Here is a 20,274-nt window from a genome sequence, read left to right as displayed (position 1 = left end):
TCCCTGTCACCTGGTGACCCGTCAACCATCGCGGAGCAACTGCGCGGGCCCCGGTCCGGCGCTCGCGTGGTACGCGGCAGCACCCGCGAACGCCGCCGCGATCAACAACATCACCAAGAACGCCGGCCCGGTCGGCACCAGCGCGAAGTTGTGGATCAAGCCCGCGATCGCCATGAACTGGACGCCGGCCAGCAGTTCCAGCCGGTCGTGCGTCACCTGGGACTCAACGACGAGCAACACCAGCAGCACCGGTAGATAGGCGGGTACCCACGAACTTCCAGGACCGCTGCCGTTCTGGAGGTTGAGGACGCCGATGGTGACCAGAACCGTGGCCGTCATACCGAGCACGATCGGCCGCCAGGCTATCTGTCTCCCCGGGTCCAGGCCCACGCGGAAAATGAGCGCGCCGATGAGGACCAAGACTGTCATCAACACGATTGTCGGGCCGTCCACCTCAGCCACCGGGATGGGAATCGCCAGGTCGATGACCATCGCTGTCACTGCCAGCAGGCCGGTGACGGCCGCGACGACCCTGGCCGGGCCCTCCAGGGCCAGGGCCATCTCCGCGAGCACCACCAGCAGGATGAGCACGATGCCGGTGAGGATCAGCAGCGCCTCGAACGGGGCATGGAGGCGATTGACCGCGATGATGTGGGCGAACAGGCCCACGTGGAGCGCGGCCAGACCGGCCGCGGCGCCCAGTACCGCCATGCGTGCTCGGCCTTCTCTGAGCAGGCCGACCACCATCGCGGCGCCCACGAGCAGGATGAACCACGTGGGATGGGCGCCGTCCTGCAACCAGAGGTATTCGATACCGGACCTGCGCTCCATCGGGCCGACCAGCAGGAGGAGCGCGGACAGGAAGGCGAGGGCGCGCAGGGCCGGAGTCCACGAGCGACGCCGGACCGCGAAGGTATCTCGGGAAACGATCTCGTCTTCGTAGGATCGCCGGTTGATCGCCGGCTCGGTTGGGGGAGCGGGTACCACGGACTCCCCTGCGCCCTTCGCGGATGATGACGGTCTTACGGGTGCTACTGCTGGCGGAACAGCGACAGGAGCGAAGGACCCGGCAGGGGAGTGGACCCGTACGTCGGTGCCGAGGGCCTGGGCCGCGGCGGCCGAGACCATCCGGCTGTCGTCGTCGGCCAGCCTTTCCAGCGTCAGCCGGGCCGCCAAGGCCAGACCCGCGTGGCGACTGCGCCGCAGCCGGGCCAGCGCATCGATCGTCCCGGCCCTGATATCCGCGATCGGATGGTCGACGGCCTCCTGGAGCTCGGGCGGCAACGGCGCCCTGGCGGACGCCAACCGCGTGTCTCGGTGAACCGACCTGGCCGCCTAGCATGGAGGCATGGGCGCTGACCTGGTGACCCTGTTCCTCGGCGGCGACGTCATGCTCGGCCGCGGTGTGGACCAGGTGCTCCCGCATCCCGGTGATCCCGCCCTGCGTGAGCCGCACATCGACGACGCGCGCACCTACGTCGAGCTCGCCGAGGCGGTCAACGGGCCGATTCCGCGTCCGGTCGACTTCTCCTGGCCCTGGGGCGACGCGCTGTCGGTCCTGGACGCGTACGCGCGGGACGTCCGGGTGGTGAACCTGGAGACGAGCGTGACCAAGAGCGATGCGTTCGCTCCGGGCAAGGCGGTCCACTACCGCATGAACCCCGACAACCTTCCGTGCCTGGCCATGGTGCGGCCCGACGCCTGCGCACTGGCGAACAATCACCTGCTGGACTTCGGGCGCGCCGGGCTCACCGAGACGCTCGACGCGCTGGCCTCGGCCGGGCTCGCGGCGGCCGGGGCGGGGCGGGACCTGGACGAGGCGCGCCGCCCGGCGACCGTGCCCCTGCCAGGAGGCGGGCGCGTGCTGGTGTTCTCGTTCGGCATGCCCTCCAGCGGCGTGCCACCGGACTGGGCGGCGGCCGCGGACCGCTCCGGCGTCGACTTCGTCCCGGAGCCGTCGCCGGCCGCCGCGGCCGCGATCGTCGAGCGGGTACGGGAGGCGAAGCGACCGGGGGACATCGTGGTGGCCTCCATCCACTGGGGCTCCAACTGGGGGTATTGGGTCGCCCGGGAACAGGTCCTCTTCGCGCACGCGCTCATCGACGGGGGCGTCGATGCGGTGCACGGGCACTCCTCGCACCATCCGCGCCCGATCGAGGTGTACCGCGGCCGGCTGGTCCTCTACGGCTGCGGCGACCTGGTCGACGACTACGAGGGGATCAGCGGGTACGAGGAGTACCGCGACGACCTGCGGCTGCTCTACCTCGCCTCACTCGATCCGGACACCGGACGGCTCGCCGCCCTGCGCATGGCGCCCGTGCGGGCCCGGCGCATGCGGCTCTGCCACGCCGACCCCGGCGACGCCGAGTGGCTGCGCGCGACCCTCGACGAGGCCGGACGCGGTTTCGGGCGGCGGATCCGCGGCGAGCCCGGCGGCATGCTCGTCCTGGCGGAGGCCTGATTGTGGCGGGCTCCCCGCGGACCCTGGCGCGCGACCTCCAGGCAGCGGGCGTCCGCGACGAGCGCCTGCTTGAGGCGGTGCGGACGACACCGAGGGCGGACTTCGTGCCCGCCGACGCGATCGGCACGGCCTACCAGGACGCCCCGCTGCCGATCGGGCATGACCAGGTGACCACCCAGCCCTCGCTCACGGCCAGGATGATCGAGGGGCTGGCTCTGTCCGGCGACGAGCACGTGCTGGAGGTCGGCACGGGGCTCGGCTTCCAGACGGCGCTGCTCGCGCGCCTGGCCGCCGACGTCGTGTCCGTTGAGCTGTGGCCCTGCTTCTCCGAGCAGGCTCGGCATAATCTCGCCCGCCACGGCATCGGCAACGTGGAGCTGCTCGTCGGGGACGGCAGTGGCGGCGTGCCACAGCGTGCCCCGTACGACGCCGTCCTCGTGTCGGCCGCCTTCCCGCGGGTCCCGGCGCCGCTGGTCGAGCAGCTCGGGGTCGGTGGGCGCCTGGTGCAGCCGATCGGCCCAGGGGGACGGGAGGAGGTCGTGCTGTTCGAGCGGGTGGCCGCCGGGCTGGAGCGCCGCGAGATCCTCACCCTGGCCCACTTCGTCCGCCTCCGCGGCTCGTACGGCTATCCGCTCTCCTCCGCCCCGCGCTATTAATCTACAACGTAAAGGCGAGCTCAACTGCCGGGCCGGTGTCCCTCGGCATGCCCAGCCGGGTCGATGGCGTCGAGTAGCAGGTCGAGGCCGGTGTCGAAGGTGGCGGCCGGGCTGGGGTGGGTGGCGTCGTCGACGACCCAGGCCAGGGTGGGATAGCGGCCGGTGGCGAACATGCGGGTGAGATACGGGCGGGTGGCGTGCTGCCACTCGCGCTCGGTCATGCCGTCGGCGCGTTCGACACGCCGCTCGGCGATCTCCATGCGGATCGCGCCTACCAGGTAGGCGCGGACGGCGCCGACCGCGTCGCGGACGGTGTCGGGGTTGTCGAACCCGGGGGAGCCATGCAGTGCGGCCAGAGATGCCTCCAGGTGGGCGAGCGCGTACGGGCCGAGGTGCGGGCGGCCGCCGAGCAGGTCGGCGAACCACTCGTGACGCAGCGCGGCCTGCCGGGTGCGGCGCGCCAGGGTCCGCAGCGCGGCCCGCCAGTCGTCGCCAGGACCGGGCGGGTGGATCTCCGCGTACACGGCGTCGACCATGAGGTCGAGCAGTTCCTCCTTGGTGGCCACATAGCGGTACAGGCGCATCGGGCCCGCGTCGAGCTTGGCGGCGACCTTGCGCACTGACACCGCGGCCAGCCCGTCGGCGTCCGCGAGCGCGATCGCCGCGCGCACGATCCGGTCCCGGTCGAGCCAGATCGGCACCGCCCGATCGGTCGGCTCCGGTCGCTCCCACACCAGCAGCGGCTCACCCGCATCCCGTACGTCATCGGCCTCGTGCTGGTCCGCTTCCCGTGCGGCGTCCTCCGCAGGGTGGCGGCCTGCCGCCCCGTCTCGTTCGACCATTGCGTTCTCCATCTATCGGTTAATACAGTATCTTTGCTCGATACAGTGTATCGAGCCATACGATGTATCACGAAGGGTTGGTTGACCATGAGTACGGAAATCTCCGGGCGTCCCCCGCGGATCGCGATCGTCGGAGCCGGGCCCGGCGGGCTGGTGCTGGCGCGCGTGCTGCACGTGCACGGCATCGCGGCGACCGTGTACGAGCGGGAAGCGTCGCGAGCCGCGCGTGGTCAGGGCGGCATGCTCGACCTGCGCGCCGACACCGGGCAGTGGGCGCTGCAGGAGGCCGGCCTGACCGAGGGCTTCCGCGCGATCGCCCGTTCCGAGGGTCAGGATCTGCGACTGCTGGACGAGAACGGCACGCTGCTGCTGCGCTTCGACACCCCGGACGACGCGCCGCTCGCCAAGCCCGAGGTCGACCGCGCCGACCTGCGCGACCTGCTGCTCGGCTCGCTGCCCGGCGACGCCGTCGCGTGGGGGCGCGCGTACCGGTCCGCGGAAGCGCTGCCCGAGGGCGGGTGGCGGTTGCGCTTCGCCGACGGGACGAGCGCCGACTGCGACCTGCTGGTCGGCGCGGACGGCGCGAACTCCCGCGTCCGCCCGCTGCTCACCGACGCCCGGCCCGCGCACATCGGCCTCAACACGTTGGAGGGCGTCATAGCCGACGTGGACCGCACCCATCCCGAGATCGCGGCCCGCCTCGGGCGCGGGAACTACTGGGCCCTCGGCCCGGACCGGGGGGTATCCGCGCAACGCAACGGCGACGGCCGGGTCCGCGTCTACCTGAGCCTGCACACCGCCGAAGACTGGTTCGCCACCTGCGGTATCCCGTACGACGATCCCGCCCGTGCCGGTACGGAGCTCGCGAAGCTGTTCACCGAATGGGCGCCGGAGATCACCGCGCTGATCGCCGCCTGCGACGGGCCGTTCACGCCCCGCGCGATCACCTCGCTGCCGGTCGGCCTGAGCTGGGCAGGCGTCCCCGGGGTGACGCTGCTCGGCGATGCCGCGCACCTGATGCCGCCGGTCGGGATCGGCGCCAACCTGGCCATGGTCGACGGCGCGGAACTGGCGCTCGCGCTGGCCGCGTGTCCGGACGACCTGGACGCGGCGGTGCGCGCGTACGAGGAGACGATGTTCGTCCGCGGCGCCGAGGCGGCTCGGCACTCCGAGGCGGTCCAGAAGACGGTCATGTCGGGTGCGCGCGGGGTGCTGGAGTTCTTCCAGAGCCGTGGGGCGTCCGCGTGAGCTGGACAGCTACGGCTGTGCCTTCCACCGAAGCCTGATCTAGCCGATGAGGGCCTCGGTGATCTGACGGGTGGTCTGCGCGGCGACCCTCGGGTTGACGGCGGCATAGGCGGTGTAGGCGTTCAGGCCGGTGGCGAGGGCCCAGCCGCGACCGCGGGTCCAGGTGGCGTCGTCCACGCCGAGCGTGGCCCGGAAGACGGCCCGGCTCTCGGCCGACATCAGGGTGAAGGCGATGGTCAGGTCACAGGCCGGATCGCCGATGCCGAGCTCGCCGAAGTCGATGACCGCGCCGAGACGGCCGTCGACGGTCAGCAGGTTGCCGGTGTGGAAGTCGCCGTGGAACCAGACCGGAGGGCGATCCCATCCGGGGGCGTTCATGGCCGCGTTCCACAGTTCGGTCATGGCGGTGGTGTCGAACACGCCGCCGACCTCTGCGATCGCGGCCCGCGTCGCGCGATCCCGGGCGGCCAACGGCCGGCCGGTGAGGTCCTCGCGAGCCTCCGGCGACTGAACGTCCTCGGGCCTGAACCGCTGAAGGGCGGCCAGGAACTCCGCCAATGCGACGGCGGCCGCGGACGAGCCGGCCAGTGCCTCGACGGTCGCCACCTCGCCCTCCAGCCAGCGGGACACCGCCCATCGCCACGGATAGCCGAAGTCGGGCTCACCCACTCCCACTGGTACCGGGATGGCCAGGGGCAGTCGCGGGCCGAGCCGGGGGAGCCACTCGAGTTCCTTCGCGGCCTGTCCGACGGCGCCGGCGTGGCGGGGCAGCCGGACGGACAACTGCTCGCCGAGCCGGTAGATCACATGGTCCGAGCCGGCCGGATCGAGCAGTTCCAGAGGCAACGCGGCCCACTGCGGGAACTGCGTATCGACCAGCCTCCTGACCAGTGGGGCATTGATCGTGGGGCGGATGGAGGTCGCCAAGAGCAACTCCTGCGATAGGCCCGCTCCGTGCGGCGGGCGGCCGGACCATCACAGTGCACCGTGGGTTCGCCTGTCGACCGGATTTCCGGCCAGTCGTCAGGGCCACGCGCTGGTGCAATCTTCAGCGCCACGGCTCTTCGGGGGTGCCGGTTCGTCGGTTGTGGTGGTCCAGCAACTTGGACAGCAGCTCGGTCAGCCGCTGTCGTTCCTCGGGTGACAGCGGAGCCAGTAGTTCGTCCTGGCTTTCGGCCAGCCGCTTCTCCAGTCGCCGCAGTTGCCGCTGGCCCGCTGAGGTCAGCGAGATGATGTTGCGCCGTCGATCGGCGGGGTCCGGGGCGCGCTCGACCAGTTGGTGATCGGCGAGCTCGTTGATCGTCGCGACCATGTCGCTGAGGTGGATGCCACTACGGCGGCCCAGCGCGGCCTGGCTGGCCGGGCCGAGCTCCTCCAGCGTCGCCAGCAGGCGGTAGTGGTAGCCACGGGCGCCGACGGACGAGAACCCGTCGCCCACCAGGCGGTGCGCGTGGTTGGCGGTCTGGTTGAGCAGCCAGCTGGGCAGGCTCTCCCACCTGGTGGGCGTCTTTTCGGCTGGGTTCTCCATGGGGCAAGTCTAACGAATCGTTTGGAGCGCTAATGAATGTGCTATCGTTTGGCGAGTAAACGTTAGCCATACGAACGTTTGGACATCGAATGAGTTCCTCCGAGACCATGATCAAGCCGTTCCGCATCGACATCCCCCAGGCCGATCTCGACGATCTGACCGACCGGCTCTCCCGCACTCGCTGGCCCAACGAGGTCGCCGACGCCGGGTGGGACTACGGGTTCCCGCTGGCGCGGCTCAAGGAACTGGCCGAATACTGGCGTACCGGCTACGACTGGCGTGCGCACGAGGCCAAGCTCAACGAGCTTCCGCACTTCACCACCGAGATCGAGGGCCAGAACATCCACTTCGTCCACGTCCGCTCTTCGAAGCCGGACGCGCTCGCGCTGATCCTCACCCACGGCTGGCCCGGTTCGTTCCTGGAGTTCCTCGACGTGATCGAGCCGTTGTCGCGCGATTTCCACCTGGTGATCCCGTCCATTCCGGGCTACGGCTTCTCCGGGCCGACCCACGAGCGCGGCTGGGACGCCGTCCGGATCGCGCGGGCGTGGGCCGAGTTGATGCGGCGTCTCGGATACGAGCGCTACGGCGCGCAGGGCGGCGACTTCGGCGCGGGCATCTCCTTGGCGCTCGGCGCGGTGGCGCCGGAGCAGGTCGTCGGGGTGCACATCAACTACCTGCCGACCCGGCCGGACCCGGACGCCGGCATCGAGCTGTCCGAAACGGATGAAGCCCGGCTGGACAAGGTCCGGCACCTGATGGCCAACCGTCCGCCGTTCCAGGCTCTGCTGGCCCTCACCCCGCAGACCATCGGATACGCGCTGACCGACTCGCCGGTCGGGCAGCTGGTCTGGATCGCCGAGCGCTTCGCACAGTGGACCGACCCGCGCACGCCGGTCAGCGACGATCGGATGCTCACCGACATCTCGCTGTACTGGCTGACCGCGACCGCGGCTTCCTCGGGGCGGCTGCACCACGATGTTCCCCGCGGGCAGGGCGTGCCCTGCGCGGTGCCGGTTGGCGTGGCGGTGTTCCCGCGCGACATCACGCAGTCGGTGCGACCGCTGGCCGAGCGGCTGTACGACATCAGGCACTGGTCGGAGTTCGAACGCGGCGGCCACTTCGCCGCGATGGAGGTGCCGGAGCTGCTCGCCGAGGACGTCCGGGACTTCTTCACCACCCACATCGCCACCCGCTAGAAGACGCTGTTGGCCGCGGACTTCCGGGCACCCCGGAGTTCCGCGGCCAACAGGCCGTTCACCTTCGCCGAGTCCAGCCGCACCGCGGAATGTCAGATGATCTCGAGGTTGGCCATCATGCCCATGTCCTCGTGCTCGGCGTTGTGACAGTGGAAGAGGTAACGGCCGCGGTAACCGTCGAACCGGGTGATGATCTCCACCGACTCGCCCGGCCGCAAGGAGACGGTGTCCTTGAGACCCGCGTCGTGCGGCAGCGGCGGCCGGCCGCTGCGCGAGAGCACCCGGAAGCCGACCAGGTGCAGGTGGACGGGGTGATGGACGTCGGCGACCAGCCGCCACACCTCGACATTGCCCAACCCGACGGTGACATCGGAGCGGCCGGGGTCGAACGGCAGCCCGCCGATCAGCCACCCGTGACCACCGTGCATCCGCCCGGTGCGGAAGGAGAACTCGCGCACCTTGACGGCATCCGACCTGCGCCAGTCCGGCAGATCGTCTGAGAGCGTGCGCGGGATACGGCTGCCGTCGGTGGCGTCGCGCGCGATGCGGAAGGCCATCACGTCGCGGGTACGGCCGGAGCCGAGCCGGTTGACGACCCGGACGCGGCTGCCGATCGCGACACCGGAGAAGTCGATGATCACGTCGTAGCGTTCGGCCGGCGCGATCGGCAGGACGCGGTGGGTGACCGGCGCCGCGAGCAGTCCCTGGTCGGCGCCGATCTGGACGAGGTCGAGCCGGTGGCCGTCGTCGGTGACCGCTTCGAGTTCGTAGTGGCGGGCGTTGGAGGCGTTCAGGATGCGCAGCCGGTAGCGGGCGGCGTCGGCCTCGTACACGGGCCAGGGGGCGCCGTTGACCAGGATCACGTCGCCGAGGACGCCGGCGAGGTACGGGTCGGTCACGCCCGGCCGCTCCCGCAGGGTGGGGTCGAGGGCGGGGTAGGCGAGGCCGCCGTCGGCGGCGAACGCCCGGTCGGCGATCATCAGGGGCAGTTCGCGCCGCCCAGCGGGCAGGCCGAGCGCGTCCTCGGCGTCGTCGCGGACGATGTGCAGTCCGGCCAGGCCGCGCCAGATCGCGGGTGCGGTGAAGTCCATCCGGTGGTCGTGGTACCACAGCAGCGTCGGCCGCTGGTCCAGCGGGAAGGTGTAGTCCCGTGTCAGCCTGGTGACCACCGCACGCGGATCGTGCATGCCGTGCCCCATGTGCATGGCGGCCTCCTGCCAGCCCTCGGGCAGGAGGAGGTCGGTCGGGTAGCCGTCGGAAGCCGCCGGGGTCCGTCCGCCGTGCAGGTGCACGACGGTCGGCACAGGCAGCTCATTGCGGTGCGTCACGGTGACCGGCCGACCGCGGCGCGACTCGATCGTCGGCCCTGGGAAGGTGCCGTCATAGGTCCACAGCGGCGTCCTGACACCGGGCAGGATCTCCACGCTCGCTTCGCGCTGAGTCATCGCGTAACGGTCGGCGCCGCCCGAGGTGCTGACCGGCGCCAGCACGGAAGGAATCGGCAGCGGCACCTGGAAAGGCGGCGGCAGCGGTACGGCGCTGCGCAACTCGGCGCCGGTGATCGACGGCCTGCGCGCCAGCGCCGCCGAGGCCGACAGTCCGGTGGCCGTCATCAGCCCGAGCGCCCCGCCGATGCCCAGCACCTGCCGCCTGGTCATGTCACGCTCACGCATCGCGGGCCTCTCGCGGCCGCCGGAGCATGGGTTGGCGCCAGACCGCGATGAACAGCACGACGAGCGCGACGACGGTCATCACCCCCAACGGGATGTGCAACCACAGCGCGCCGTCCAATCCGGCGAAGTACTGCACGGTCTCGGCCGCCACCACCGCCATCGTGGCAAGCGACGGCCAGACCTGACGCAGCCGGACCCACACCACGATCGCCACGATCACTTGCAGGTAGCCGATGGAGGTGACCACGTCGGCGCCGACCGCGTGCCGGCGCAGGCTGTCGAAGTCACCGGTCAGGTACGCCCCGGCGAACACCGGCTGGCCGACGATCGCCACCACGTGCGCGCTGACGACGGCCCGAAGTGTCCACCCCGCAGGTGTCGTCCGATACGCGGCAACGGTAAGCATGCAGGATCCTCCTCACTCTGTCTCCTTCGCAAACGCCTCGACACTATGGCCTATTAGCTATCTTGCCTAAGATCAATATTGCTATGGTGTTATGTACTGAGAGGCATGATGGACCTGCACACGCTCAGGCAGTTCTTGGTGGTGGCGCGGCGTTTGATCGGAGCGCCTGGATCGCCGTCGACAGCCCCGACTGCCGTCGCGCGCTCACCCTGTTGTGGGGCGCCGACAGCAACCTGTCAACCGCCGCTCGCCTGATGCGTACCACGATCACCGGCTGGAACTGGATCACCGGCGAACCGCAGTGATCGTCCCGGTGGCGCCGCCTCACAATCCAGGGGGCTGTCTGGTCGTAACTACCGGGACGCTGCTTTCACCACGATCTAAGGAGAGACGTCATGTCAGCAGGCCAGGAAGTACGCAACAAGGAGACGTACCACCGCTTCCACGACGCGGTCAACAGCGGCGATCTGGAGATCATCTCGAAGGCGATCGACGAGTTCATTCACCCGGACGGGCGCTTCCACACAGCGGAGCCGACCGACACGACCGCGGTGCAGGCGCAGAAGCGCATTTGGGCGGTGCTCCTGCGCGCGTTCCCCGACATTCACGTGACGATGGAGGACCTGCTCGCCGACGGAGACAAGATCGTCGCTCGGCAGACGGTCACCGGGACCAACTCCGGTGAATACCGCGGCATGCCCCCGACCGGCAGATCCGTCACCTACCAGGAGATCTTCATCGCCCGCTTCGCCGACGGCCAGATCATCGACATCTGGGGAGTGGTCGACATCTACTCACAGCTGCGGCAACTGGGCCTCATCCCGGCGTAGCACCTCGCCGGGCCACCGGTGTGGATGCTGCTGTCGCCCGTGCGCCACCTGCGCACCGCTATGGACGCCCGTCCGCGCGAGGCCGAAGTCAGCGCCTGAACGCATCGTCCGGACCAGGTCGCGGTGCGCGGCATCGACCGCCTCGTGCGACGGGCGTCCACCTGAACCGTCAGCCCAGGGAGATGCGATCGAGGTCAGGCCCCGGGGTCGTGTCGTTGTGGAATTTGATGGTGTTGGGGCCGGCCTTGAGGGCGACGGGGATGCTGACGGTGTACGGGGTGTTGTTGCCCACGCCGTTCACCTTCACCTCGATCGGCGTCCCGCCGTTGACGGTCACGAAGAAGGACCGGTTGCCGTTGACCGTGAAGTCGATGTCCAGCGTGTACGTCCGCGCCTCCGGGACAGTGACATCCTCGAACAGCACGTACGCGTCCGGCACGCTGCCCTGGTCCGGTCCGCCGCCGATGTTGCGTACCTTCTGCCCGCCCGAGCAGGCCGCGCAGGCGGTGATACCCGCCTCGCCGATCTTGTTGCGTGAGTCCTCGGCCTCCCGCATGAACACCCGGCCGGCGGGACGCGGTCGCACCCCCAGGGGGCTCGTGACCGTGTTCTGGCGGCCGAGCGACCGGAAGGCGGCCGTGATCGGGATGTCGGTCGCGGTCACCTCCTTTCCGGGCGGTGACGTGAGCGTCCAGGAGCCGGCCAGCGTCTGACCGAGCCGCATCGTGGCCGACGTGGCCGCCTCGCCCTCGATCGTCCAACCCTCGGGCGCGACCGGGGCCAGGGTGACCTGGTCGAGCGCGTCGTCGTCGTCCAGGCGCAGCGTGGCCGACACCTTCAGAGACTGCCGGCCGGAGCCGACCCACTGCAGGCCCGACGGGTCGACGGTCATGGTGGTCTTGGGCACGGAGGAGGCGGGCGGCATGGGAGCGATCGCGAGGCGGTCCACTCCCGCGCCTCCGGACAGGGTGATCGTGTTGGCGCCCGCGCGCAGGGTGACCGGCAGGGCGGTGGACAGGGGCACGGCCTTGTTGTCGCCGGGCACCTGGACCGTGACCGGGGCCGCCCCGTTGACGGCGACCGACAGGGACGTGGGTGCGGCGGCGGTGTGGTCGATCCGCAGGCGGTACTCGCCCGCCGCCGGGACCGTCACGTCGCGGTAGGTGAGGGTGCCCTCCCGCAGCCCGGTGACCTGGGCCGAGCCCGAGCAGGCGGCGCATCTCTCGACGCGGGCCTTGCCCGTCCGCTGCTGCGCCTCGGCCTCGAGCGGCAAGGCGTCATGGGAGGTCGGGTACGAGCTCGCCACCTGGATCTCGTCGATCCGGAGCCGGTGGTAGAAGCGCGGCGCCTGCGGCCCCGACCAGGTGCTCCGCACCTCCAGTTTCACGTAGCGGGCGCGCTGCTCGCCCAGATCGATCACCTGCGTGCCGCGCGCGCTGGGCATGGCGGCGGCACGTACGGGCTTGCCCCAGTGCTTGCCGTCGTCGCTGACGTAGACGCGGTAGTCCTTGATCCGGGCGGAGTCCTCCGGCCGGCCGAAGGTCGACCTGGCATAGGTGGGAGACCATTCGCGCTGATTGATCGCCAGGTACGAGATCTTGTCCGGCTTGCCGAGATCCAACGTCATCGACACCGGCACCCGGCCGTCCGAGTCCCAGTAGTTCTCGAACCCGCCGTCCACCAGCGCGGCGGCCGGATGGCCGGCCCCTTCGGCGGACGCCGTGGCCTTGAGCGAGCCGTAGAAGCCCTGACGGCCGGCCGTCTCGACCTTGAACACCGTGTCGTAGTCGTCCCACCGCGTGATCCCGAGGACGGTCAGGTAGCCGCCGGACTGGCTGAAGCGCAGCCGCTCGCCGGTGCGCAGGTCGCTCACCTTCGTGACGCGGTAGCCGTTGTCGCGCAGCCGCACGTGATCGGTGCTGGGCTTGGTGATCACGTGGAGGTACTGGACGTTCCCGGTGCGCGGCAGGGTGATCACACCGTGGGCGCCGTCGTTCCAGTGTCCGGGCCGCATGCCGCCGTACAGGTAGCCGCCGCCCTCGGTGGCCTGCAGCGACTCCTTGATCGGCGGGACCCAGGCGGACATGAAGGTGTTGAAGGCCTCCTGTTGCGGCGGGAACCTGCCGTTCACCATCGCGGTCTCGGCCATGAGAGACTTCATCGACGAGCCGGCGTTGGTGATGTAGCGGCCGGTGGACAGGCGGGCGTCGACGGGGTGGTCGGCGCCGTCGTACCACCAGTCGCCGGTGGTGGGCAGCTTGTAGTCGGCCTCGGTCAGGCGCGGCATCGGGGTGAAGGCGGCCTGTGGGTAGTCGTAGGCCGGGATCATGCCGGTCTTCTGCTCGTTGCTGACCGTGTCCATGATCGGGGTGTCGGTGTTGTTGTTGCTCAGCAGCCAGGACGGCCGCTTCTCCCGGACCTTCTCGTACAGGCCGTTCTGCTGCCAGTACTCGTTCTCGTTGTCGATCCAGAACCCAGCCAGGTCCGGATATTTCTCCATAACCTCAAGGAACAGGTCGTAGCTGAACTGGCCGAATCCGGGCCGGGTGGTCAGGTCGACCTGCTTGCCCTTGTAGGCGGAGTAGGCGGCCGAGTCGAGCATCTCGACGCCGGTGTTGTTGTGCCACTGTGGGTCGTCGGTCATGTAGAGCATGATCCGTACGTTCTTCGCCCGCCCGGCCTTCACCAGCTCGCCGAGGAAGTCACGGCTGGTGGAGCAGCTTCCCGGGATCGCGGACGGCCAGGGGCGGGCGTAGCCCAGGGCGCTGTGGAAGGTGGCCAGGACGATGTACGAGGCGCCGAGGTCACGGGCCTGGTCGATCCAGTAGTCGGGACTCCACCCGCCTTCGGTGACGTCCTTCTCCCATTGCGCGCAGTCCAGATGCCTGGGGGCGGTGAACATGCCCCAGTGCAGGAACAGGCCCGCCGTGGAGTCTCTTAACCATTGCTGGCGCGGGTGAACGACTTCGGCGCGGGCCGGCACCGCCGTGAGCAGGCCGGTCAGCAGCACGAGGACGAGGGCAAGGATGGGGGTGGCACGCAGGCGCATGCGGTTTTCTCCCTCGGAGAGTGATGTGCTACTTGGCGGCGCGCTGGACGGCGGCCACCGCGGTGGTGGCGGCGTCCTTGGGGGAGGACTGTCCCGCGATCACGGCGCTCCACGCCTCGGCCACCGGCTTGCGCATCTGCGTCAGCTCGGTGCCGAACCCCGGCAGCAGGTACGGCACGCCGTTCTGCAGGGCCTTGCGGAACTGGCTGTAGATCGGGTCCTGCATGCCCTTGGTGTCGGCCAGGTCCTTGCGTATCGGCATGCTGCCCGCCTCCAGGGCGGCGAGTTCGCCGTCCTTGCCGAGGAACAGGGTGGCGATGGCGTTGAAGGCGGCGTCCTTGTCCTTGGTGAAGGCGCTGATGTGGACGTTGTCGCCGAACTGGTAGACCTTGGCCGGGGCGCTCCCGTTGGGCACGGGCACGACACCGTACTTGAACGAGGCGGTCTTCTTGGCGTTGCCGTACTGCCAGTTGCCGCCGAGCACGAACGCCATGCCGCCGGCGGCGAACTTCTGGAAGGCGACGTCGGGGGTCCAGGTGGCGGCGTCCCGGGGCACGTACCCCTTGTCGGCCCAGCCGCCGACCAGCTTGAAGGCGTTCTCCAGGGCGGCGGCGTCGGGCTTGGCGTAGTCGAAGCCGTAGGCGGTGATGAAGGAGAAGGCGTTGACGTCCTGATCGCCCTGGCCGGGAAGGCCGATGCCGACGTACTTCTTTCCGATCTTGGCGAGGTCGACGCTCAGCTCGTCCATCGTGGTCGGCGGCGTGATGCCGAACTCGTCAAGGATCGCCTGGTTGTACCAGAGGGCGGTCGTGTTGCTGAAGCCCTGCACCCCGTACACCTTGCCGTCCTGCTTGATGACGGCCGTGTCGGGGATCTGGTCCTTGTCCTTGAACGCCTCGTACTGCGCGGTGAAGTCGGTGATCGCGCCGGCCTTGACGAGCTGGAGCAGGTCGGCGCCGCCCTGGACGAAGACGTCGGGGCCCTGTTTGCTGGCCGCCGCGGCGATCACCTTCTGGGTGAGCTGCTCGCCGGGCACGTACACGCTGTTCAGTGGCTTGGGCAGCTTGGCCTTGGCGTAGACGTCGTTCAGGTCCTTGGTGAACTTCGCGGTGGCGGGGACGCCCTGGGCGTAGTAGTGCCAGAACGTGACCTGGTTGACGTTGCCCGAACCGCCGGAACCGGAGGTCCCGCAGGCGGCCAGGGCGCACAGAGCCGCCGCGGCGGCGAGGCCGCGGAGTTTCGCAGAAATCAACGGACGCTTCCCATCGTGATGCCGCCGACCAGCAGACGCTGCCCGAACAGATAGATCAGTACGGTCGGGACCGAGACCAGGACGGAGACCGCCATGAGGCCCGGCCAGTTCACCCCGTAGGAGGACATTTGCTGCGCGAGCAGCGCGCTGACCGGGTAGAGGCCCGGGTCGTTGAGAAAGGTGATCGCGTACAGGAACTCGCCCCACGCGCCGATGAAGGTGAGGGTCGCCACGGTGGCGATCCCGTTGCGGGTGATCGGCAGCACGATCTTCACGAACCGCTGCCATCTGTTCGCGCCGTCGCTGGCGGCGGCCTCCTCGATGGCGATCGGCACCCCGGTGAAGAACGGCCGCAGCAGCAGGATGCTGAACGGCAGGTTGGTCGCCGCGATCGCGATCGCCACGCCGTACAGGTTGCCGGTGAGGCCCCACTGGGCCAGCAGCCTGTTCAGCGGGATGAGGGTCGAAGTCGCCGGGACCATCTGCAGGATGATCAGTACGGCCAGCGCGCCCGTCACCACGGCCCCGTTGAGCCGGGCCAGGCCGTAGGAGGTGGGCACGGCGATGGCGAGCACGATGACCGTGGTCGACACGGCGATGATCACCGAGTTGACCGCCGAGGTGGCGAAGCCGCCGTTCCACACCTCCACGTACGCCTGCACGGTGGGGGTGAAGATCACCGCCGCCGATTCGGCGAACACGTCCTTGAGGCTCTTGAACGACGTGGCGACCAGCCAGTACAGCGGCAGGGCGTAGATCGCCAGCAGGCCGGCGCAGCCGAGCACGCTGAGCGCGGTGGTGCGTCTCACGGCTGCTCCCTCCGGTTCATCCTGAGGTAGAAGCCGCCCAGGAAGAGCACGATGACCAGCGACAACGTCGCGGTGAAGGAGCCCTGGCCGAACTCGTAGAACTTGAACGCCTGCTGGTAGCCGAGGTACGGCAGCGTGGTGGTGGAGGTGCCGGGCCCACCGCTGGTCATCACGAAGATGAGGTCGAACGAGCGGAAGGCGTTGATCACGACGAGCACCCCGAGGATGGAGATGACGGGACGCAGCAGCGGCAGCACGATGTGCCTGGTCGCCTTCCAGCCGTCCGCGCCGTCGAGCGCGGCGGCCTCCAGCAGCTCCTGGGAGACGTCGAGCAGCGCCGCGCGCAGGACCAGCGCGCAGAACGGCACCACCATCCAGGCGTTGACCAGCCCCAGCACCACGATCGCCAGCGTGCCGTTGGCGAGCCAGGGGATCGGCTGCTGGACCACGTGCAGCCAGAGCAGTACGGAATTGGCCGGCCCGCCCGACTCCAGCAGAAATTTCCACAGATTCCCGGCGACCACGGCGGGCAGCGTCCACACGAACACCATCACGCCGAGCGTCAGGCTGCTCAGGCGGGTACGCGGGCGCAGCACCAGCGCGGCGGCGAACCCGCCGGCCAGCCCGACGACGAGCACGATCGCGACGATGGCCAGCGTATGCAGCACCACGTCACCGAAGGCCGGGTCCTCGATGACCCGCCACATGTTGTCGAGCCCGGTGAAGGGCCGCTCGCCCAGCAGGTTCGCCGCGGTCACGTCGGAGAAGGCCGTACGGAACAGGTCGATGAGCGGGTAGACCGACAGCACCGCGAGGTAGACCGCTCCCGGCAGCAGGAACAGCATCGTCTTGCGGCCGAACAGCGTGCTGCCCCCACCGCTTTGCCGCCGTGTGCTCCGTCGCCGTGTGCTCTGTCGCTGTTCGCGCGCCGCGGCCCGGTCGGCCACGGCCGTCACCACCGCTCGACCCTCGTGCGCTCCCCGGTGCGGGCCGAGGTCAGCGCGGCCTCCAGCATCGCGACGCTGTGCGCGTTGTCGGCGGCGGGCGAGGTCGGCACGCCCGTGCCCTCGACCGCGTCGATGAACGCCCGCAGCACCCCGGCCCGCTCGAACAGCGGCAGCTCGGGCACCTCGACCGGGGTCACGTTCCCGTCCCCGTCGGTGATCGACACGGCCCGGTGGTCGTCCGGCGCGGCCCCCCACCTGAGCAGCCCGTCGTCACCGGAGATCCGCCACACCCCGGGCCACGGCGTCTGCGCGTCGACTCCCTGACTCGACAGCACGTAGTCGATCGTGATCCCGCCGTCCAGTTCGACGATGAGGCTCGCTCCCGGCGTACGGTCCTGGGCCGAACGCACCGGCGTCACCGGCACGCAGGTGATCGCCACTCCGTCGCGCCCGAACAGGTGGCGCATCAGGTCGAAATGGTGGATGGCCAGCTCGATCAGCGCGTTGGAGTCCCTGACGCCCTGGTGGATGCGGTGCCATTCGAGCGAGACCCGCCGGATGGTTCCGACGGCCCGCCGTTCGAGCAGGTCACGGACGATCGGGACGCCGGGGAAGATCCGGTAGTTCTGGTCGATGCCGAAGACCAGGCCGCGCTCGGCCGCGAGGCCGGCCAGCTCGCGGGCGGTGGCCGTGTCCAGCGCGAACGGCTTCTCCAGCAGTAGATGGGCGCCGGCCTCCAGCACCTGCCTGGCGACGGCCACGTGCGCGCCGATCGCGACCGGCGCGATCGCGGCCACGGCCCCGGTCGCCTCCAGCGCCTCCTCAACGGTGGCGAACACGGTGCCCGGGTCGGCGCCGGTCGCGGCGACGAACGCCGTACGCGCGTCGGGGGAGGCGTCCACCCAGCCGGTCACGTTGGCGTCGGCGAGCCGCGGGAGGATCTTGGTGGCCCAATCGGTCCCCCACGGGCCCAGGCCGATCTGGATCAGGTCCGTCATGCCTGGACCCACCAGTTCTTCGGGTACTCGCCCTGCCTGGCGGCCTTCGGCTGGGGCTGGGTGGGCGGGGCCGCCCACCGTACGGCGTTGGCCAGGATGCGCCTGATCTCGGGCTGGAAGTAGATCGGGGACTCCTCGTGCCCCGGGGCGAAGAAGAAGATCCGGCCCCTGCCCCGGTGGAAGCCGCAGCCGCTGCGCAGCACCTCGCCGCCCTGGTAGGAGCTGATGAAGACGAGCTCGTCCGGCGCGGGGATGTCGAGCGGTTCGCCGTACATCTCGCCCGCGGGGATGACGACGGGGTTGGGGACGCCGCTGACGATCTCGTGGCCCGGCAGGATCGTCCAGAGCAGCTCGCTGTCGCCGTGACGCCAGCCGGTCATCTGGCCGGACGTGCCGAGCAGGGCCTTGGCGATCTTCGACCCGATGGCGGAGTGGAGGATGAGCAGGCCCATGCCGTCGAGTACGCGCCGCTTGACCCGTTCGACCACCTCGTCGCCGACCTCGTCGTCCTTGAGATGGCTCCACCACAGCAGCACGTCGGTGGCGTCCAGCACCGCCTCGCTGAGACCGTGCTCGGGCTGCTCCTGAAGCGCGACGCGTACGTCGGCCTCGGGGCCGAGGTGTTCGACCAGCGCCTGTTCGAGCACCACGTGCAGGCCGTCGGGATACACCGACGAGACGCTGGGAAACTTCTTCTCCTCGTAGAACTCGTTCCACACGGTCACGTTCATCGTTCTCGCACCCATCGGATGTATTGCAGGGGGTTGCGCTCACTTATGTAAGCTCTATCCACAATAGGAGGCGATCTCACAGAAGACAATGGGTGGCTGTCAGCAGGGAAATGCGTCCCAGATGGTGAGATTCTGAGGGCACTGCGAGAGTCTCCGGCTGCGATACTCTTCACTTGAGACATCCGATGACAGCTCGAGGAGGTTCAGGATGACGAAGTCCTCCGACGTCGCGCGGCGCGTCGTTCGGCTGCGAGTCGCCGGTGTTCGGTCCAAGCTGTAGGTAACGAAGCAGAAAGCGAAACGGATGACCTCGTTCATGGTTCGGTCGGCGACGCAGCTCAGCGGCGACACATCCGTGGTCCGCCTGCTCAACCTGCGGTCCGTCCTGCGCGAGCTCTACGGGGGCGGCAGCCACACGATCACCGCGCTCGCGGCCGCGGCCAAGATCTCCCGCCCGACCGCCAGTCAGGCGATCTCCGACCTGCTCGAGGCGGGCTGGATCCAGAGCTCCGACCGGACCGTCGACAAGAAGGACCGGGTGGGGAGGCCGGCGCAGCGCTTCGAGTTCCGCCCCGCCGCCGGCCACGTGCTCGGTGTCGACATCGGCGGCCACAAGGTGCTCGTACTGGTCAGCGACCTGTCCGGGGAGATCGTCGCCGAACGCCGCGAGACCCTCCGCCCGACCTCCTCCAGGGCCAGACGCCTGACGATCATGAACCAGGCGATCGCCGCCGCCCTGAACGCGGCCGGCCTGTCCGCCGCCGACATCATGTGCGCGGCCGTCGCCACCCCTGGCGTCGTCGGCCCTGACGGCAAGGTCGCCCACGCCCCGGCCATCCCCGAGTGGGACGGCGTCGACCTGGGCAACCACCTCCACCGCCACTTCCGCATCCCGACCCAGGTGTTCAACGACATGCGGATGGCCGCCCTGGCCGAACACTGGAAGGGCGTGGCCCGCGACGCCTCCGACGTGGTGTACGTCCACGTCGGCCGCCGCATGGGCACCGGCCTGCTGGTCGCGGGCAGGCCGCACGCCGGCGGGCACGGCGCCGCGGCGGAGATCGGCCTCTGGCGCGGGCTGCCGTGGGCGCACGCGTACGAACGACTGCTGGAACTGGCGCCCAGAGCCCTGGCCGGACGGAGCGCCGACCAGGGCGACGCGATCCAGGCCATCTTCGACGCGGCCAAGGCGGGCGACACGGCCGCCCAGGCGGGCATCGACGGGTTCGCCGACCTGCTCGTCCAGGGCCTCGCGCCGGTCATGGTGACGATCGACCCCGAACTGATCATCATCGGGGGCGGCATCTCGGCCGCCGGCGAGGCCATCCGTGAGCCGGTGCGCGTCCGCGTCGAACGCGAGACGGCCTTCCCGCCAACGGTCGTCTGCTCGGTCATGGGCGACCACTCGTCCGCGATCGGCGCCGTACGCAGCGCCCTCGACGTCGCCGAGGAACGCCTTTTCACCAACCTCTCCCCGACTCCCAAACCGGCCACGGTCTGACTGCCTGGCTTCGCCGGTTTCGATCGCGTCGGTCTCGGTGATGGAGCCGACGGCTTCTGTCGGGGACGATCTCTATGGTCTGCGTCATGACCACTGCCGTGCCGGCGCCTGGCGGCGCCCGCCTCCTCATCCCGCATCCCCGCG

19 protein-coding genes are annotated in these 20,274 nt (G+C 69.7%); 7 read left to right on the top strand and 12 right to left on the bottom strand.

The window, feature by feature from the left end; genetic code table 11:
* Nucleotides 1–21: 21 nt before the first annotated feature.
* Nucleotides 22–1,305, bottom strand: coding sequence for a hypothetical protein (locus AB0B91_RS32925; RefSeq protein ID WP_358327738.1), 1,284 nt, complete (start codon nucleotides 1,303–1,305; stop codon nucleotides 22–24).
* Nucleotides 1,306–1,348: 43 nt separating this feature from the next.
* Between AB0B91_RS32925 and AB0B91_RS32920 the strand changes: the two genes are divergently transcribed.
* Both AB0B91_RS32920 and AB0B91_RS32915 read left to right on the top strand, forming a co-directional pair.
* Nucleotides 1,349–2,461 (top strand): CapA family protein, encoded by a 1,113-nt coding sequence (locus tag AB0B91_RS32920; RefSeq protein ID WP_358327736.1) that lies wholly within the window; start codon nucleotides 1,349–1,351, stop codon nucleotides 2,459–2,461.
* A 2-nt stretch (nucleotides 2,462–2,463) separates the two neighbouring features.
* Nucleotides 2,464–3,117, top strand: coding sequence for a protein-L-isoaspartate O-methyltransferase (locus tag AB0B91_RS32915; protein WP_358327734.1), 654 nt, complete (start codon nucleotides 2,464–2,466; stop codon nucleotides 3,115–3,117).
* Between the two features lie 20 nt (nucleotides 3,118–3,137).
* Here AB0B91_RS32915 and AB0B91_RS32910 read toward each other — a convergent pair whose 3' ends face one another.
* Nucleotides 3,138–3,959: a TetR/AcrR family transcriptional regulator C-terminal domain-containing protein gene (locus AB0B91_RS32910; RefSeq protein ID WP_358327732.1), complete on the bottom strand. Its 822-nt coding sequence runs from the start codon at nucleotides 3,957–3,959 to the stop codon at nucleotides 3,138–3,140.
* 87 nt (nucleotides 3,960–4,046) lie between these two features.
* Between AB0B91_RS32910 and AB0B91_RS32905 the strand changes: the two genes are divergently transcribed.
* Nucleotides 4,047–5,207: an NAD(P)/FAD-dependent oxidoreductase gene (locus tag AB0B91_RS32905; protein WP_358327731.1), complete on the top strand. Its 1,161-nt coding sequence runs from the start codon at nucleotides 4,047–4,049 to the stop codon at nucleotides 5,205–5,207.
* A 39-nt stretch (nucleotides 5,208–5,246) separates the two neighbouring features.
* On the opposite strand, the gene AB0B91_RS32900 is transcribed toward AB0B91_RS32905, so the two are convergent.
* Both AB0B91_RS32900 and AB0B91_RS32895 read right to left on the bottom strand, forming a co-directional pair.
* Complete coding sequence (locus tag AB0B91_RS32900; protein WP_358327729.1) at nucleotides 5,247–6,134, bottom strand: aminoglycoside phosphotransferase family protein; 888 nt, start codon at nucleotides 6,132–6,134, stop codon at nucleotides 5,247–5,249.
* 121 nt (nucleotides 6,135–6,255) lie between these two features.
* On the bottom strand, nucleotides 6,256–6,735 hold the full coding sequence (locus tag AB0B91_RS32895; protein ID WP_358327727.1) for a MarR family transcriptional regulator: 480 nt from the start codon (nucleotides 6,733–6,735) through the stop codon (nucleotides 6,256–6,258).
* 107 nt (nucleotides 6,736–6,842) lie between these two features.
* Here AB0B91_RS32895 and AB0B91_RS32890 point away from each other — a divergent pair, with 107 nt between their 5' ends.
* Entirely contained in the window at nucleotides 6,843–7,934 is a 1,092-nt protein-coding gene (locus tag AB0B91_RS32890; protein WP_358327903.1) for an epoxide hydrolase family protein, read from the top strand.
* Nucleotides 7,935–8,026: 92 nt separating this feature from the next.
* Here AB0B91_RS32890 and AB0B91_RS32885 read toward each other — a convergent pair whose 3' ends face one another.
* Complete coding sequence (locus tag AB0B91_RS32885) at nucleotides 8,027–9,607, bottom strand: multicopper oxidase domain-containing protein (RefSeq protein ID WP_358327725.1); 1,581 nt, start codon at nucleotides 9,605–9,607, stop codon at nucleotides 8,027–8,029.
* Nucleotides 9,600–10,013: a hypothetical protein gene (locus AB0B91_RS32880; RefSeq protein ID WP_358327723.1), complete on the bottom strand. Its 414-nt coding sequence runs from the start codon at nucleotides 10,011–10,013 to the stop codon at nucleotides 9,600–9,602. Before AB0B91_RS32880 ends, AB0B91_RS32885 begins: the two co-directional genes overlap by 8 nt.
* Before the next feature lie 62 nt (nucleotides 10,014–10,075).
* Between AB0B91_RS32880 and AB0B91_RS32875 the strand changes: the two genes are divergently transcribed.
* Nucleotides 10,076–10,318: a hypothetical protein gene (locus AB0B91_RS32875; RefSeq protein ID WP_358327721.1), complete on the top strand. Its 243-nt coding sequence runs from the start codon at nucleotides 10,076–10,078 to the stop codon at nucleotides 10,316–10,318.
* 90 nt (nucleotides 10,319–10,408) lie between these two features.
* On the top strand, nucleotides 10,409–10,843 hold the full coding sequence (locus tag AB0B91_RS32870) for an ester cyclase (RefSeq protein ID WP_358327719.1): 435 nt from the start codon (nucleotides 10,409–10,411) through the stop codon (nucleotides 10,841–10,843).
* Between the two features lie 169 nt (nucleotides 10,844–11,012).
* On the opposite strand, the gene AB0B91_RS32865 is transcribed toward AB0B91_RS32870, so the two are convergent.
* The 6 genes from AB0B91_RS32865 to AB0B91_RS32840 are packed head-to-tail and all read right to left on the bottom strand — an operon-like array spanning nucleotide 11,013 to nucleotide 18,644.
* Nucleotides 11,013–13,892 (bottom strand): CBM35 domain-containing protein, encoded by a 2,880-nt coding sequence (locus AB0B91_RS32865; RefSeq protein WP_358327717.1) that lies wholly within the window; start codon nucleotides 13,890–13,892, stop codon nucleotides 11,013–11,015.
* Nucleotides 13,893–13,920: 28 nt separating this feature from the next.
* On the bottom strand, nucleotides 13,921–15,144 hold the full coding sequence (locus tag AB0B91_RS32860; RefSeq protein ID WP_358327716.1) for an extracellular solute-binding protein: 1,224 nt from the start codon (nucleotides 15,142–15,144) through the stop codon (nucleotides 13,921–13,923).
* Nucleotides 15,141–15,953, bottom strand: coding sequence for a carbohydrate ABC transporter permease (locus AB0B91_RS32855; protein ID WP_358327715.1), 813 nt, complete (start codon nucleotides 15,951–15,953; stop codon nucleotides 15,141–15,143). The genes AB0B91_RS32860 and AB0B91_RS32855 overlap by 4 nt, the downstream gene beginning before the upstream one ends.
* The gene (locus tag AB0B91_RS32850) at nucleotides 15,950–16,912 is read right to left on the bottom strand and encodes a sugar ABC transporter permease (RefSeq protein WP_358327714.1); all 963 of its coding nucleotides are present in this window, start codon (nucleotides 16,910–16,912) and stop codon (nucleotides 15,950–15,952) included. Before AB0B91_RS32850 ends, AB0B91_RS32855 begins: the two co-directional genes overlap by 4 nt.
* The gene (locus AB0B91_RS32845; RefSeq protein WP_358327713.1) at nucleotides 16,906–17,898 is read right to left on the bottom strand and encodes a Gfo/Idh/MocA family oxidoreductase; all 993 of its coding nucleotides are present in this window, start codon (nucleotides 17,896–17,898) and stop codon (nucleotides 16,906–16,908) included. Before AB0B91_RS32845 ends, AB0B91_RS32850 begins: the two co-directional genes overlap by 7 nt.
* On the bottom strand, nucleotides 17,895–18,644 hold the full coding sequence (locus AB0B91_RS32840) for a ThuA domain-containing protein (RefSeq protein ID WP_358327712.1): 750 nt from the start codon (nucleotides 18,642–18,644) through the stop codon (nucleotides 17,895–17,897). The genes AB0B91_RS32845 and AB0B91_RS32840 overlap by 4 nt, the downstream gene beginning before the upstream one ends.
* A gap of 289 nt (nucleotides 18,645–18,933) precedes the next feature.
* Between AB0B91_RS32840 and AB0B91_RS32835 the strand changes: the two genes are divergently transcribed.
* Complete coding sequence (locus AB0B91_RS32835; RefSeq protein ID WP_358327711.1) at nucleotides 18,934–20,130, top strand: ROK family transcriptional regulator; 1,197 nt, start codon at nucleotides 18,934–18,936, stop codon at nucleotides 20,128–20,130.
* Nucleotides 20,131–20,274 lie beyond the last annotated feature (144 nt).

This window comes from Nonomuraea sp. NPDC049141, from assembly GCF_040648415.1.
Lineage (GTDB): Bacteria > Actinomycetota > Actinomycetes > Streptosporangiales > Streptosporangiaceae > Nonomuraea.
Note: the sequence above shows the minus strand (reverse complement) of the source record. Positions and strands in the feature narration are given on the sequence as shown.